This is a genomic window from Priestia sp. TSO9, assembly GCF_021029645.1.
Taxonomy (GTDB): domain Bacteria; phylum Bacillota; class Bacilli; order Bacillales; family Bacillaceae_H; genus Priestia; species Priestia megaterium_E.
Map to the genome: position 1 here is coordinate 803889 of NZ_JAJEKD010000013.1, position 15875 is coordinate 819763.

Genomic DNA, 15875 nt, shown 5'->3' on the forward strand with positions numbered 1-15875 from the left:
ATTAACCCAACCACTTTAAAAACAGGAGTAAATGTATGAATCAAGGAAACAGTTCAAGTTATCCAAAATACAAACAAATCATTGATTTTATGAAAGAGAAAATTGCGCGTGGAGAATGGCCGATTGGAAGTAAAATTCCTAGTCAGCGAAAGCTTGCTGCTATGTTCGATGTTAACCGAAGTACGGTCATCACGGCATTAGAGGAATTAACAGCGGACGGTTTAATTGAAGGTAAGATGGGAAAGGGAACAATCGTTATAAATAATACGTGGACACTTTTGGCTACGACTCCGCCCGATTGGAATGTTCATGTGAAATCAGGTATGCATCGTCCGAGTCAAGCAATGGTACAAGATATTAATGAATCCGAATTTAACTCAAACCTTATTCAATTAAGCAAAGGAGAGCTTTCACCTGACATATTCCCTAAAGATAAAATGAAATACGCTATGGAAAAAGTAGCAAAAAACATGGAGGTTCTGGGATACGAAGAACCAAAGGGGTATTTTCCTTTACGAAAAGAGTTAAGTGCGTATATGAAAACAACGGGGATTGAATCTTCTCCAGATTCTATTTTAATTGTTTCCGGCGCTCTTCAAGCTCTTCAGCTTATTTCAATTGGACTGCTGCAAAAGAACTCTTCGGTTTTGCTAGAAAAACCTTCTTATCTATACTCCTTACATGTATTCCAATCAGCGGGAATGAAACTCAAAGGTCTTTCTATGGATGAGGAAGGAATAAAAGTAACAGCTATAAAACGCGCCGACCCTCAAGAAGGGCAAGCTATTTTATATACAAATCCATGTTTTCATAACCCAACGGGAACATTAATGTCACAAAAAAGGCGTTACGATTTGCTGAAAGAATGTGAGGAACATCAGCTTCCTATTATTGAAGATGATTTATACCGCGAATTATGGTTAAATAAACAGCCTCCGTTGCCATTAAAGGCTTTAGATAAAAATGGACACGTGTTATATGTTAGCAGTCTTTCTAAAACATTAAGCCCGGGATTACGTATCGGATGGATAGTCGGCCCAGCACCAGTCATTGAGCGTTTGGCGGATATTAAAATGCAAACGGATTATGGATCTAGCTCATTGTCTCAAAGAGTAGCAGCAGAATGGTTTAAAAATGGCTTATATCAACAGCATATGGAAACGGTACGAATCGAATTGCGAACAAGAAGAAAAGTTATGCTGAATGCATTAGAAACATATGCAGGAGATGTAGCAACATGGACGAATCCTGAAGGAGGCTTTTTTATATGGGTGCATATTCAACCTTCTATTTCAATGAAATCTTTATACTCTCGTGCTTTAAAAAGAGGGATATTGCTTAATTCCGGAAGTATCTATGCACAAGAAACCGGCAGTTATCTTCGGCTTTCTTACGCCTATGCCTCTTTACCAGATATCGATAAAAGCATTAAAATTCTTGCTGAACTTATTCGAGAATTGCAAGTACAGTAAAAAGGAATAGCGAATAATCCGCTATTCCTTTTTACTTGTATCAAACTCTTCTTCCTATAAAAAACTCCAAGTAACAACTGACTATATATTACCGTCTATAAATCCATGTTATTTTTTATGATAAAAATAAGTTAAGAAGACTTTTAATTTGCTTTCTGTACGTTTTACATGTAAATCGTGAATGGTTTTAACTACGTAATCGTTATCAAACATTTCCAACACCTCAATTATTGTTAAGTTTCCTGTTTGTTATAGTTTATGAAATAATCAGACGCATATCATCCGCCATCAGCTGTAACTTTACGGTTCATCTTTTACAACTAAAGGCTGAAACGTACGCTCATAATTGAACGCACGAATAACAGGATATGCAAAAAAATGAAAAGTGTGCACGTTTTGTTTTAAAAAAGGCTATATCTTAAAAAAAGAAAATTGTCACACACATTTATGAATATGTATCTACTAAGTAAGAAGACTTTTTTAGTTGGTGGGATTGAAGGTGAAAAAGATGGATGAATTATTTAAAGATCTTGATGTGTACAGGACGCAAGAAGAAATGAAGCAGTATTTTGAACATACGCAGAAAATGATTCATCAAAACAGAGAATATATAAAATTAGCTCGACTTAAAAAAGGGCGTTTCAAAAAGTTTTTTGAAGAGTTTTATCCGCTTTATTGCTTCAGCCAATCTTCCTACTGTCCGAGGAATTCAAAATTAAAACTTATTATTGGAAGTCAAGGATACGACGGATTAATTCTTCAGCCGGATGGTACTGAAAAACGAATTGAAATTACTTCCTACAAAGATGGAAAACTGGAATTTGAAGATGCACAGAGGGTCAATTCAGGAAATTTTGCTCTACCCCGTATCCAGACGGAAGGTTCTGTAGAAGAGTATATAGAAAAAGTGCTAGAAAACATCCAAAAAAAGAGCAAAAAAGATTACAGCGGGGCATCCATTCTATTTGTTGTACACACGTTTCATTATTTTGAAGCCTACGGAAAAACTTCAGCTGCCTTTATTCGTACCTTAAAAAAAGAAATGAAGAATACTGATTTTCGAGCGGATAAAATTTATTTATTGGAATTAAATCAGCCAGAAAGTGAAAGTGTTAAGCAAAACATTCATTTCATTAAATAAGAAGACACGCTGCAGATGTTGAGGCGTGTCTTCTTTTCTAATAACAGAACTCTCTTAATACAGGTGGATAATTTTGAAAATTACAACAATTAAGTGCTATAATTCAAGTATGAATATGCATTCAGAGGAGGAAAACCAATGGATTTAGCTTATAGAGAGAAAGCTTACGAATATGCCAAAAGATTCGAATCTAGCTATGACGATTATGATGAACGCTATAAGGTGCACAATAATCCGACGGTGTGGCGATTTATGCCGCTGTCTGATTTTCAAGATTTACTGGAAACCAATGCGCTTTTTTTCGCAAAACCTGATGCATTTTCGGACCCTCTTGAAGGATGCTCTTCAATGTGGAACATAGAAGAGCTAAGAAAAAAAGGCGAACGTCATAACCGTACCTCTAGAACCTATATAAGAAAAATCCATGAATTTTCTGCTGTTTCATCCTGGCATATCAATGATTACGAAGCCGCTGGAATGTGGGATCTATATTTAAAGGGGAATGATGGCGTAGCTATTAAAACCACCTATGAAAATTTATTGTGCAGTATTAAAGATTTACGCTATAAAATCTTCTCTGGCAAAGTGCAGTACATAGACTTCCAAAAAGAAATGGTCAGTCATTCTGTATATGACACGTTATTTTACAAGCGCAAATCCTATCAGCATGAAAATGAATTGAGGCTTGTTATTGTAGCAAGTCGCATACACGCTTGGAAGCTGCAAAAGCTATTCGAAATTCAAGGTATTTCCGCAAATCAATGGCAAAAACGAATGGATATCCTTGAAAAAAGATCGTATGATTTTTCTCACGAGCATGGTAACCTCCTTACATGTAATTTACATCAGCTTATCAATGAAATTTACGTATCCCCAAGAGGCGCTCAAAGCTGTGTGGATGAGGTGAAAGCCCTTACCAAGAAACACGGACTCGCTTATAAAAAGGTTATTCAGTCCGACTTGTATAAGGACTATATTTACTAAATGCTAGCGAAGTACACAAAAGCTTAATCAAAAAATGATTAAGCTTTTTGTGTTACAGGCTCTATATTTCCATACATTTCCTCATATAAAATAAAACAAACCTCCAAAGCCTATACGTATTAGATGAATCAGGAGTACAGTATGATTAAAAAAACGCTGTTTATTTTAGTATGCGTGCTTTGTTTGTGTTTGTTTTTTCAATGGGACGTAAAAAAAGGATATAATGCTTACGTTCGTGTACATCCGCTTATCGAAACGCCTGTTTACCAAGGTAAGTTAGCACTGTATGCAGAAGGAAGTAGTTTATATCCTGCTTTATTTGAAGATATTAAAAAAGCAAAAAAATACGTGTATATTCAATTTTTTATTATTCGAGCGGACAACATCAGCATGAAGCTGTTTAAACTATTGAAAGAGAAAGCAGGTGAAGGGGTAAAGGTTAAACTTTCTGTAGATCGTTTTGGAGGAAACGATCTCTCCCGAATACTCATAGATGATCTTAAGAAAAGCGGAGTTGAGTTTACATTTAGTCGAAAAGCAAGCAGGCAGCACTTTTTCTATAGTATTAATCATCGAAATCACCGAAAGTTTGTCGTAGTAGATGGCCAAGAAGCTTATCTGGGAGGTTTTAATATAGGAGAAGAATACTTAGGGAAGCATAAAAAATTGGGCTATTGGCGTGATTACCACTTACGAATCAAAGGAGAAGGTGTTTTTGAAATTGAAAAGCAATTTTTGAAAGATTGGGAAGAAGACACGGGAAAACATATTTCTCCTCAGCGAGTTCCTATCGCTCGCTCTAACGGAGCAAACTATCAGCTGCTGTTTTCAACTGGAGAAGAACTTGAGCAAAAGATGATTGATCTAATCAACCGTGCCAAAGTAAAGCTTACCATTGCTACCCCTTATTTTATTCCAAGTGAACGTTTAATGAATGCACTTATTTCAGCAAAAGAAAAAGGTGTTTCAATCGATATTATACTTCCAGACAATACCGATGCGTGGTTCACTAAACCGCCTAGTTACCCTAAAACAGAGAAACTATTAAACAAAGGTATTCAAATTTTCTTATATAAAAAAGGGTTTTTTCACGGAAAAGTAATGATCATTGATCATACAATCGCCAATATTAGCACAGCCAACTGGGATCCCCGAAGTTTTTATTTAAATGATGAAGCGAGCTGTATCATTTATGATCGCGAGATGATTACGCACGTAGAACGAGAAATTAATGAAGATAAAACAAATAGCCGTAGATTAACCAAAAGAGTAATAGATGAATTACCTAAATGGGAACGTTCTCTAAAAAACACCCCAGAGTGGATTTATTATTATTTTTGAAAAAATAACCAAATCGTGTTTTGTTTATTTTTTTCCGGGTATATATTCTATGTAAGGCCAATACAAGAAAGGAGAGACTGTACACACATGCATTGTTTTACAGCGACTTCAAGAAACGTATTGAGCACCTTAGAAGGAAGATTTGTTTTGATTACAAAAGGCACATTGGTAAACAATCGTTATACTAAGTGCTAGGCTGTCTAATTTAGACAGAACACTCGACTATTCAAACATAACATTCAGTATAAAAAAGAAGATGCGTACTAAGCGCATCTTCTTTTTTTTGTTGACTCTATTTTCCCTCCCTTTTTGTACTTCGTCTTATTTTTACGCATAAAGTAATAAAAAGGAGGGGGTTATGCTGTTTGATTATGAACGAGAGTTAACGATTCACCGAAAAGATGCTACTCAAAAGACTGCAGCGACTAATGCTGAGACTTATAAAAACATAGACTGGGAACAAGTGAAATTAGAACAAAATCTTGCGGATTACCAAGCTCTTGTACGCGTACCTTTTCCTCTGATTTTCAAAAAAAATCAGCTGTATCCTGTATGGGATTTAAGAAAGTACGCTTTTTTATTTGAACAATCTACACCTGCTACTGTCCACCCTAAACTGTGGGAACAAGGAAAATTAAATGTACAAGCCGGCTTATATCAGGTAACTGAAAATATCTTTCAAGTAAGAGGCTTTGATATGGCTAATATTACATTTGTTAAAGGAAAAACGGGATGGATTGTTATTGATTGCTTGACGTCAAGAGAAACAGCAGAAGAAGCACTTAAACTAGTAAACCAGCACTGCGGGAAGCGTCCTGTTAGAGTCGTTATCTTCTCACATTCACATATAGACCATTACGGTGGAGTTTTAGGAGTATTACCTGATTCAATACAAAATAAAACTAGTAAAGTTTATGCTCCTGCTGGGTTTATGGATGCGGTTATTGATGAAAACGTCACGGCAGCCACAGCAATGACACGAAGAAGTCAATACATGTACGGTATTCAACTGCGACGCGATGAAAAAGGCCTAATTGACAACGGTATCGGAAAAGAAATTTCATTTGGAACAATCACGCTTATTAAAGGAATAGAAGAAATTCGTTCTTCCGAACATCATTCTTATGTAAGTAAGAAAATTGACGGCGTCTCATTTCAGTTTCAGCTTACGCCAGGAACAGAAGCGCCTGCTGAAATGAACATCTATATTCCTAGTGAAAAGTCTCTGTGTATTGCAGAAAACTGTACGGTCACTCAGCACAACCTCTATACGCTCAGAGGAGCAAAAGTAAGAGACGCAGCAGCATGGGCAAGATACTTGCAGCAAGCAATCGATTTATTTGGCCAAGAGCTAACAACTGTATTTGGGGTACATAATTGGCCAAGGTTCGGAAACGAGTCGTGTATTACCTATATCGAAAATCAACGAGATGTTTATCAATATATTCATGACCAAACATTAAGGCTGATGAATCAAGGTTATACCATCGACCACGTCGGCCGAATGATGAAGCTTCCGGAAACTCTATCTCACGAGTGGTATACAAACGGCTTTTATGGAACGGTTAACCATAACGCAAAAGCGGTTTATCAGCGCTATATGGGCTGGTATAACAGCAATCCTGTAGATTTAAATAAACTGTTTCCTGAAGAGTCAGCTAAGAAATATGTAGAGTATATGGGCGGATCGGACAACATTGTCAAAAAAGCACAGCGTTGTTTTCAGCAAGGCGACTATCAATGGGTAGCTGAAGTGACCAAACAAGTAATTTACGCTGATCCTCACCATGTGAAGGCAAAACTTTTATGCGCAGACGCGCTTGAACAATTAGGGTATATAGCTGAATCTGGTCCTTGGCGAAATGAATATTTAACAGGAGCCAAAGAACTTCGTTTAGGTAATATACCGCTGCCAGTCAACATTATTACAAAAGAAGTATGGGATACACTTCCTTTGAAAAATATTTTAGAACTATTTAGCATTCGCGTAGATGGATTAAAGGCAGGCGCATGTAACTATCGTATATTGTTTGTGATACCCGATCGCAATGAAGTAGCTCTCACAGAACTTAAGCATGGAATCTTTAGGTACCTCGGAGATACGCGAAAGAAAGCTGAGGTGACGGTAACGATGTGGCAAGATACCTTATATCGGCTAACAACTACAAATGATCACTCTTATAGCTCGGTCATATTTGTTCAAGGAGATAAATCAAAATGGGATTTCTTTTTGTCTTGTCAGGATTCTATCGATCCAAACTTTAATATTGTGACACCTGTTTCTAGAAAATAGAGTACCTGATTACAGCTCAGAAAGCACATCGTTGACTTTTTGTTCAAAGCAGCTGTCGCATGTGAAAATTTCTTTTTCTTGAAAAGATGTTAGCCTTTCTCCGCAGATGGAACAGCATTCTATATAGTGATTGCTTCGCTCTTGTTCTTTTCTTTCATGTAACATAGCACTTTCCTCCTTTGCAGTATAAATAGTTTGTCTTATTTCTTTAAGTATATACTAATATCAGCCTATGCAGGGAATATCAGGCTTGCTAATGCGGATTATGTATAATATAAGAACCGTTGTAAAGCAGCAGAAATTGGCACAGGAATTGCATGTTAAATCGTTGAGAAAATTCAATGATTAATATGGGGTGAACAGAATGTCCATTACAAAAACAGCTAGTGAATTAAAAAAAGAACAGCAGCAAGAACAGGAATCACTTAATTTATTTTTATCTACTCAAACCGTTATTCAAGAAGCGCTTCAAAAACTAGGGTATGGTGAAGAAATGTATCATTTGCTGAAAGAACCGCTGCGCATGATGACGGTTCGTATTCCAGTTAAAATGGATAATGGAGCGGTAAAAGTATTTACGGGCTACCGCTCTCAGCATAATGATGCTGTCGGACCGACTAAAGGAGGCGTGCGTTTTCATCCTGAAGTGAATGAAGAAGAAGTGAAGGCATTATCTATTTGGATGAGTTTGAAATGCGGAATTGTCGACCTTCCGTATGGCGGCGGTAAAGGCGGAATTGTATGTGATCCAAGAAATATGTCGTTTGGTGAACTAGAGCGACTAAGCCGCGGCTATGTAAGAGCTATCAGTCAAATAGTTGGACCTACTAAAGATATTCCTGCACCGGATGTCTATACAAACTCTCAAATTATGGCGTGGATGATGGATGAATATAGCCGACTGCGTGAATTCGATTCTCCTGGTTTTATTACTGGAAAACCTATTGTACTCGGAGGGTCTCAAGGACGTGAAACTGCAACGGCTAAAGGCGTAACCATTTGTATTGAAGAAGCCGTTAAAAAGAAAAACCTTAACTTGCAAGAAGCGCGGATTATTATTCAAGGCTTCGGAAACGCCGGCAGTTTTCTTGCTAAGTTCATGCACGATGCAGGTGCAAAAGTGATTGGCATTTCAGACGCGTACGGAGCTCTTTATGATCCGCTTGGTCTTGATATTGATTACCTCCTTGATCGACGCGACAGTTTTGGTACCGTAACGAATTTATTTGCAAATGTGATAACAAACGAAGAACTATTAGAAAAAGAATGTGATATTTTAGTACCCGCAGCCATTTCGAATCAAATTACGGTTCGTAACGCTCATCACATTAAAGCCTCTATTGTAGTCGAAGCGGCGAACGGACCGACTACGCTTGAAGCCACGCGCATTTTAGATGAAAAAGGCGTGCTTTTAGTGCCAGATATTTTAGCAAGTGCTGGAGGCGTAACGGTTTCATACTTCGAATGGGTGCAAAATAATCAAGGCTACTACTGGTCTGAAGAGGAAGTAGCTTACAAATTACGCAAGGTAATGGTGGATTCATTTGAAACGATCTATCAAATCGCTCAAGAAAATGACGTAGACATGAGACTCGCTGCTTACATGGCAGGAATCAAAAAATCAGCTGAAGCTTCTCGTTTCCGCGGCTGGGTATAAGATAAAAAAACGATTTGGATTACATGTTCCAAATCGTTTTTTATTTGCCGGAACTGCCAAATAATTAAAAGAAAAACTGCTAAAAAAACAAACATGCTTAAAAAACTGGCATATTCATCGTTACCTAATTGCTAATCAAAACATTTGACAGTGAGAATGATTTTCAATTATTCTATATTCAAGACAAATACATAACTATAATAAATTGAATGTAAAAAAGGAGACGAAAAGCATGAGCGTATTAGATATTATTAAAGCCAGAAGAACGATTGGAGCTATGCAAGACAAAGATGTATCAGAAGATGCTATCAATCTTATGTTAGAAGCAGGCACTTGGGCTCCTAACCATAAAAAGACAGAGCCTTGGAAGTTTCGAGTGTTTACAGGGGATTCACGCGTTCGTTTAGGAGACGAAATGGAACGTATTATGAAGCAAAAAACTGCTCACTTAAGTGAAGAAGAAGCGTTGAAAAAAACAACAAAAGCTAAAAAAGGCCCGCTTCGTGCTCCTGTCATTATTGCTGTAGCAGTAAGTCCTTCAGGAAAAGTGCCTGAAATTGAAGAAATCTCTGCCGTAGCGGCAAGCATACAAAATATGCTATTAGTAGCGGAAGAACAAGGTTTGGCTACAATTTGGAGAACAGGTGAAATTGTCTATCAGACAGAACTGAATGACTTTTTATCTCTAGAAGAAGACGATAAGCTCTTAGGCTTAATTTACGTCGGACATCCTAATAAAGAAGCTTTATCAAAACGTATTCCATGTCAAGATAAAACGATTTGGTATCGTTAAAAGGTTATTCCTATGTTTCTATAAATAAAAGGCAGCAGCTCATAAGTTGAGCTGCTGCCTTTTTTATTGTTTTTGAGAGTGGCATTAAGTTGCGCTTTTATTAGCTTACCTGCAGCAGTTTTTTTAGTATCTTATGGAGAACTTCTCTGGTTTCCGTAAACTACTATTCAAAGCAAAATAGGAATTGTCTGTGTTCAGTCTTCTTTGCGAAGACCAAAATAATAAGTACACGCCAAACCGAAGATAATGGGCGGCAAAAGAAAGACGATCATTTAACGGTCACCTTCCTTTCGGATGAGTGAACGTCTACTTTCTGCATTGGGGTAGCGGTATTGACAAAGAAGATGCCTTTTAACTTTGAATATTCCATCAATACTAATAGCAAGCTCATTGCAAGCAGCGGAACACACACCACTTTGGCAGGAATGTTGAAACAATAGTTAAGGACGGTGATGTTGGCAATAATGGGGAGAAAAATAATGTTCCCTAGTGTTGCGGTACGCGGAATCACCAATAGCAATGCAGCTAATAATTCGCCAGCGGCAATAAAATAGTTGTAGAAATCGGAATACCCAAAGAAATACCACGCCAGTTTCATCGCAGAATCTTTTGTTGAATCGAACACAAAATCGCCTGTTATAAATTGTCCTGGGTAGATTTTGGTCATTCCATAAATAAGAAACGTAATGGCCATGGTCCACCTTAGGGTCGCAAGAATACTTAAACGAAATTTCTCTTTTGTTGATAAACGCATTGTTTTCCTCCATTTGTATGCTTAGTCCAAAAATCGCATTTTAGTTTCAGGGGTTGGCAACATACATGACGTTTGTTTTCCAAACCACTTATACCGATTACGTGCAATGAAACGATAGAGCAGGTTTCGAATGAACGCGGGAACCACTTGGAAACACGCCATTAGTTGAATGGGGCCTCGAAGCTGGCGGACAATATGTAGGATAGCCGTAGACTCTGTGTAAAGATTCCCGTTCATAAGAAGAATGGCCGACTGAAGCGGTGGGTCCTCGTAGTTATGCTTACGCAGCAAGATTCCCGCATTATCAGATTGAAGCGACGCAAAACGAAATAGAGCACGCGGATCTCGTTTGATAACAAACTGTACCCATCCGTTGCAAAGATTGCAAACACCATCAAATAGAATAATAGGATGGTGTGATGGATTTGGCGGCATAACGTTTCTCCACTTCCTTTTTTATGAATATTTACTAAAATAAGTATAATTGTTTACGTGTTGGACTACAAGACATAAGGGTAAAAGTGGAAATATTTTATGTGAGTTCAAGTGAATTTAAGCAAGAAAACAGAGTCAAATACAACACTGTTTTTGTTTGAATTTGAATGTAGCAGCTTATCTAATAAACTTCTACTTTTTTGTGTTTCTTATAAATAACTAAAAATTTTTCCTTTTTTTCACAAAATGTAAAACTATTCCTGTTTTGAAACGTACTAGATATAGGAGAAATTTACAAAGGTAGATGCGATAAAAGAGTTAACCATCTTTGTTACTACAAAAAAGAAACTTACTTCGAGGTGAAGACGTGAAAAATAAACATATTTTAGAGGTGGAAAATTTAACTAAAGTTTATAAAGGAGAGGGCTATGAAGTCACTGCACTAAATGATATATCCTTTCAGTTAGGGGTAGGTGAAATGGTTGCTGTTATGGGAACGAGTGGTTCAGGAAAAAGTACGCTGCTGAACATTTTAGGAGCACTCGATGAGCCAACTAGTGGAACGATTAAATTAAAAGGAATGCTTTCAAAAGATATGTTCGAAGAACCTCAAGCTTCAGCGTACAGACAAGATAATATTGGATTTATCTTTCAATCATTCCACTTATTAAAAGATTTATCTGTAGAAGAAAACATAGCTCTGCCGCTAGTTTTAAAAGGACTTACATCGGATGCAATTGATTCAAAAGTAAATAGCATTGTTGAGCTCTTGGGCTTAACAGCTTGGAAAAAACACCGTCCTGTACAACTGTCAGGTGGACAACAGCAGCGGGTAGCTATAGGAAGAGCGATTATAACTGAACCACCTATCATATTGGCGGATGAACCAACAGGTAATCTAGATTTTAATACTTCGGAAGATATATTAAATACACTGGTGTCTACGAAGAAGCAGCTTAACCAAAGTATATTACTCGTTACTCACGACCCTAACGTAGCCACTTATGCAGATCGAGTTTTATTCTTTCACGATGGTAGCATTGTTGATACGTATAACTGTAACGGAAATAATGATTTAGATTACATATTGGAGAAATTTAAACTTATTACAAAGCCGGAGAAACAAACGCTATGAGGACCATAAAAGGAGTAGCTTTACGTTTGTTTAAAGCTAATAAGTTTATTGTCTTTTCATCTATCTTAAGCATAGCTATCTCTGCAACACTTGTACTTAGTATGGTGTTATTTTCATTTAATGCTCAGGATACGCTTAAGAATCAGATGAAACAGGCGTATGGGGAAATGGATTTATCAGTAGGATTTAATATGGACCAAAGCAACGTCCTTACACCAAAATTAGTGAACGAAATTGTTCAAAACAAAAAAGTTAATAAAGTATCTAAAGTTTCTATTGCTCACTTAAACGTAAACAAGATGGACACCGCTATCTATACAGTAGGTGCAGAAAATAATTATCTACCCAAAAGCCGATACCATTTTACTGAGGATTTAAATGAAGAGTCTGTTGTAATGAACAAAGGATTAGCAAAAGTTCTACACGCAAAAATTGGCGATAAGATCCTTATTGAAAACAAAAAATACACTTTGGTAGAGACAGTAGATGACTTAACTGCTACGGGTTCTGCCCCAGATATGCTAATACTTAACCAAAAGGTTGTAAAGAGCTATATCCAAGCAAAGGATAATCGTAAAGCCGAAGCTACTTATTTATTAATTAAAGCAAAGAAGAATGTAAATACTCTGACTTTAGCTAATCAAATAAAATCTTATGATAAAGACTTACGCATTGATATTGCTGAGCAAGATTATGGGGTAAAAAGTAATTTGCAATCATTACATCTATTTATTGTTGTATTGTCTGTATTAGTGTTAATTGTTACTTCTCTTATTATCATTTCAAATTTCGAACTATTGCTTTATAAAATGCGAAATCAATTCGCAATTATGCGTTCATTAGGTGCAAGTACTAAACAAATTAGTAAAATTATTATGATACAAAGCACTGTGATTAACATTACCGGTATATCTTTGGGTTTTATACTAAACTTTTTAAGTCAGAGAACCCTGTATAGTTGGGTAGAAAAGCTATTTAATATTCCAACCACACCTTCGGAATTTAATGTGGGTGCCGCTATAAGTATTTCTATTTTAGCTTTTATTGTTATTCAGCTCTTTTTATTTGTTCCAGCTTACCGTAGTACAAAGGTATTACCGCTTAAAACCATGGAGGAAAACGAAAAACTTAATTATAGTTATTCAAAAGTAAGGGTTACTCTCTCAAAAGTTTTAGTCGGAATTGCTGTATTCTTAATTATTGGTAGCCAAGTGTTGCCCACAAGGGGGACGTATGGGTCTGCTATGCTTTTAATATCAGTGGTTTTAGTATTGCTAGCCTTTGTGTTGGTTTTTCCTATCTGGTTACCAAAAATCTTAGAATGGTTCTTACCTTATGGGCAAAGGTTATTCGGACAAGAGTTTTATATTTCTGTGAAAAACCTTATTCCTCAAGTCAGAAAGAACACTGCTATTATTTTAATGATAAGCAGCTTAATGATAATTGCCGTATTTGGATCTGTTACATTACGTACAATTCAAATAAGCCAACTGGAACAGTTGAAAAAAGATTTTGCCACTCCTATTCTAATTGAAACTCGAATTGATAATTCCAAAATAAATTCTATGGAATTCACTAAAACAGTAGAGGAACTATTAGGTGTAAAGTCCGTTAGTAACTTTAGCACCCTAGGGTTGGCAGAATTACAAACCGAAGGAAAGAAAGTAGATATGAATTATGCAGTAGTTGATCTCAAAAGACTACAAGCACAAGGATTGATGGCTCACTTAAACAGTAAAACTCCTAGTAATGGCTTAATATTATCTGAAAGATTTGCACAGCAGAGCCATTTAAAAGTAGGGCAGACAGTTCCAGTGGGAGAGTTTTCTAACGAGACACAAATTGTCGAGTCTAAAGGAACCTTTAAAGTCATTGCCATAGAAAAGCAACTGTTAAATAACGCAGATGCATATGTAGACTGGAATAACCAAAAATTGCTGGATGTTATTTTCTATACCCTTTATGTGGATTCCGAACATATAAAAAATACAGTTAATGAACTTGAGGAATTAAAGAGTCAGTATCCAGAAATTAAAATCAGCAACTATGAACAATCGGTAAAAGAAGCAAACAAAATGTTTTATCAGCGCTGGGGGATATTTATTTTAGTCATAGTTACATTAGTTGCATCTACGATGGTTGGTGTATTTAACTCTTTAGCAAATAACATATACTCTAAACGGAAAGAATTTGCTGTTTTACGTGCAATGGGCGTGACACCAAAAGGTCTTCGTAAAGTTATACTGTCACAAGTGAACCTATATATTGGGATTGGATTAATTATTGGTATAATAATGGGCTTACTAACGACCTTTATACTTCTTTTAGTTGATCCTGGCGAGTTTGTAATAGATTATAAAGTAATAATTACTGTATCGCTTTTAATGTTGGCAGGCAGTACGCTTATATTTTGGTTTGTTGGTAACAAAATTTTGTCTCAGGAACTTTCAATTGAGCTTACCAATGATAATAAATAAACAAAAAAACAACTTAGCGGCTAAGATATTCTCTTAGTAACTAAGTTGTTTTTTTAATGTATTTATATATTATTGCTTTTTATTTGTATTAACTTTTCAAACGAATTTGAAATCAATTCATTTGCTGTCTTTATAATAGCCTTTTTGTCAATATGCAATTTAGGAATTTTAATGCGGTCTCCTGTTATAATTGTTCTTTTCTTTCTCCCTAATAAGTCTTTTATAGAAGAGGGCCCAATATAAACTGCAGGTATAATTGGTACATTTGCCTTTGAAGCAATATGAATTGCCCCATTTTTTAATTCTTTCTCCTCTGAGGCTCTTGTCCCACTTGGAAAAATCCCACTATTTTGTTTTGTCTAAGTAATTTTATAGGTATTTTTAAGACGCTAGGACCTGGATTTTTTCTATCTACAGGAAATGCATTCAAATTTTCTAGTAGCCTTTTAATTAGCTTTGTTTGAAACAACTCTTTTTTTGCCATAAAGTGTACAGGTAGGGGATATAAAGCTATGCCCAAACACACCACATCAATCCAACTTTTATGTATGCAAACTATAATGAAAGGTTAATCATTGGGCAGTTTTTGCTTATTTATTACGTTCATCTTTCCATAATAAATACATCTAATAAAAAAAGAGCATCCATTGATGCTCTTTTTTACGTTGACATAACAAATTAGGTTATTATGTGTTCCGCTCCAAAATAATGATATTAAAGACTTACTTTACTTATTTAGCGTTTAAAGAGCTTTCTACAGGAATCCATATTTTCATTTCATATAATGGAGATTGTTCTTGTCCAGCCATATCACTATTTACTATTTCAATTTCAGGAGCTCCTGGTTTTATTTTATAGCCATTTGAATCAAATGTATCCCATAGCTTGCCGTATGTATTAGGAATCATTGTAGCAGGACCAGTGTGCTTGAAAACGACATATCTTTGCGCAGGGAAAGTATGTACAGTCGTTCCTTCTCCAATTTCACTATAGAGTACAGAAGATATTTCAATTCCACACGTATAGAAATAATGATCACTCCTTGGCGGCAAACATACACCGATAATTTGTTTTAGGTTTTTAGTTAAGAAAGACTTGTATGCTTTATCCCAAAGTTCAGGAATAGGGTATACAACCTCCTTAGTCCACTTACCGGCGCCGCTAAATCCAACCATTACAAAATCTTCTTTTATAACCTCTTTAAATTCCACGGTAAATCCCACCTTTTTAATATAGACTACATACCAATTATAAAAGAGATGAGATTTTTAAACTTAACCTTTCTTGCTAACATCTTAGTAACAAAAAACATACTGTTTAACCAAGTATGTATATAAATAAGACTTATGATAAGGAAATTAAAATACAATTAATCTATAAATTTACAATTTTA

At 36.1% G+C, this 15875-nt stretch carries 13 protein-coding genes and 1 pseudogene; 9 read left to right on the top strand and 5 right to left on the bottom strand.

The window, feature by feature from the left end; translation table 11 throughout:
* Positions 1–35: 35 nt before the first annotated feature.
* From pdxR to LJC66_RS12280, 5 genes are all read left to right on the top strand, one after another.
* On the top strand, positions 36–1472 hold the full coding sequence (pdxR, locus tag LJC66_RS12260; RefSeq protein WP_050690104.1) for a MocR-like pyridoxine biosynthesis transcription factor PdxR: 1437 nt from the start codon (positions 36–38) through the stop codon (positions 1470–1472).
* Between the two features lie 508 nt (positions 1473–1980).
* Positions 1981–2613, top strand: a complete 633-nt coding sequence (locus tag LJC66_RS12265) for a hypothetical protein (RefSeq protein ID WP_195693833.1) — start codon at positions 1981–1983, stop codon at positions 2611–2613.
* Between the two features lie 138 nt (positions 2614–2751).
* Positions 2752–3597, top strand: a complete 846-nt coding sequence (locus LJC66_RS12270) for a DUF2971 domain-containing protein (RefSeq protein ID WP_230932646.1) — start codon at positions 2752–2754, stop codon at positions 3595–3597.
* A gap of 141 nt (positions 3598–3738) precedes the next feature.
* Entirely contained in the window at positions 3739–4938 is a 1200-nt protein-coding gene (locus LJC66_RS12275) for a phospholipase D-like domain-containing protein (RefSeq protein ID WP_230932647.1), read from the top strand.
* Positions 4939–5296: 358 nt separating this feature from the next.
* Positions 5297–7231, top strand: a complete 1935-nt coding sequence (locus LJC66_RS12280; RefSeq protein WP_230932648.1) for an alkyl/aryl-sulfatase — start codon at positions 5297–5299, stop codon at positions 7229–7231.
* Positions 7232–7240: 9 nt separating this feature from the next.
* Here the strand turns inward: LJC66_RS12280 and LJC66_RS12285 are convergent, their stop codons facing one another.
* Positions 7241–7396, bottom strand: coding sequence for a hypothetical protein (locus LJC66_RS12285; RefSeq protein ID WP_195693825.1), 156 nt, complete (start codon positions 7394–7396; stop codon positions 7241–7243).
* Between the two features lie 199 nt (positions 7397–7595).
* On the opposite strand from LJC66_RS12285, the gene LJC66_RS12290 reads away from it, so the two are divergent.
* Positions 7596–8888: a Glu/Leu/Phe/Val family dehydrogenase gene (locus LJC66_RS12290; protein WP_195693823.1), complete on the top strand. Its 1293-nt coding sequence runs from the start codon at positions 7596–7598 to the stop codon at positions 8886–8888.
* A 232-nt stretch (positions 8889–9120) separates the two neighbouring features.
* The gene (locus LJC66_RS12295; RefSeq protein WP_230932649.1) at positions 9121–9681 is read left to right on the top strand and encodes a nitroreductase family protein; all 561 of its coding nucleotides are present in this window, start codon (positions 9121–9123) and stop codon (positions 9679–9681) included.
* A 268-nt stretch (positions 9682–9949) separates the two neighbouring features.
* Here the strand turns inward: LJC66_RS12295 and LJC66_RS12300 are convergent, their stop codons facing one another.
* Positions 9950–10435 (bottom strand): hypothetical protein, encoded by a 486-nt coding sequence (locus LJC66_RS12300; RefSeq protein ID WP_230932650.1) that lies wholly within the window; start codon positions 10433–10435, stop codon positions 9950–9952.
* A gap of 21 nt (positions 10436–10456) precedes the next feature.
* Positions 10457–10870, bottom strand: coding sequence for a thiol-disulfide oxidoreductase DCC family protein (locus LJC66_RS12305; RefSeq protein WP_230932651.1), 414 nt, complete (start codon positions 10868–10870; stop codon positions 10457–10459).
* A gap of 367 nt (positions 10871–11237) precedes the next feature.
* On the opposite strand from LJC66_RS12305, the gene LJC66_RS12310 reads away from it, so the two are divergent.
* A complete protein-coding gene (locus LJC66_RS12310; RefSeq protein ID WP_230932652.1) occupies positions 11238–12005 on the top strand; it encodes an ABC transporter ATP-binding protein in 768 nt (255 codons plus the stop codon).
* 26 nt (positions 12006–12031) lie between these two features.
* Positions 12032–14482 carry an FtsX-like permease family protein gene (locus LJC66_RS12315; protein WP_230932653.1) on the top strand — a complete coding sequence of 817 codons (2451 nt, stop codon included), beginning with the start codon at positions 12032–12034 and terminating at the stop codon, positions 14480–14482.
* 62 nt (positions 14483–14544) lie between these two features.
* On the opposite strand, the pseudogene LJC66_RS28035 reads toward LJC66_RS12315, so the two are convergent.
* Positions 14545–15044: pseudogene (locus LJC66_RS28035) on the bottom strand (1-acyl-sn-glycerol-3-phosphate acyltransferase).
* A 169-nt stretch (positions 15045–15213) separates the two neighbouring features.
* Entirely contained in the window at positions 15214–15693 is a 480-nt protein-coding gene (locus LJC66_RS12320; RefSeq protein WP_195693807.1) for a GyrI-like domain-containing protein, read from the bottom strand.
* Between the last annotated feature and the right edge of the window lie 182 nt (positions 15694–15875).

Excerpts from the sequence above, each read along its gene's own strand:
- LJC66_RS12280 (WP_230932648.1), top strand. The coding sequence starts at position 5,297 with ATGCTGTTTGATTATGAACGAGAGTTAACGATTCACCGAAAAGATGCT.
- LJC66_RS12265 (WP_195693833.1), top strand. The coding sequence starts at position 1,981 with ATGGATGAATTATTTAAAGATCTTGATGTGTACAGGACGCAAGAAGAA.
- LJC66_RS12300 (WP_230932650.1), bottom strand. The coding sequence starts at position 10,435 with ATGCGTTTATCAACAAAAGAGAAATTTCGTTTAAGTATTCTTGCGACC.
- LJC66_RS12290 (WP_195693823.1), top strand. The coding sequence starts at position 7,596 with ATGTCCATTACAAAAACAGCTAGTGAATTAAAAAAAGAACAGCAGCAA.
- LJC66_RS12270 (WP_230932646.1), top strand. The coding sequence starts at position 2,752 with ATGGATTTAGCTTATAGAGAGAAAGCTTACGAATATGCCAAAAGATTC.
- LJC66_RS12285 (WP_195693825.1), bottom strand. The coding sequence starts at position 7,396 with ATGTTACATGAAAGAAAAGAACAAGAGCGAAGCAATCACTATATAGAA.
- LJC66_RS12305 (WP_230932651.1), bottom strand. The coding sequence starts at position 10,870 with ATGCCGCCAAATCCATCACACCATCCTATTATTCTATTTGATGGTGTT.
- pdxR (WP_050690104.1), top strand. The coding sequence starts at position 36 with ATGAATCAAGGAAACAGTTCAAGTTATCCAAAATACAAACAAATCATT.
- LJC66_RS12295 (WP_230932649.1), top strand. The coding sequence starts at position 9,121 with ATGAGCGTATTAGATATTATTAAAGCCAGAAGAACGATTGGAGCTATG.
- LJC66_RS12275 (WP_230932647.1), top strand. The coding sequence starts at position 3,739 with ATGATTAAAAAAACGCTGTTTATTTTAGTATGCGTGCTTTGTTTGTGT.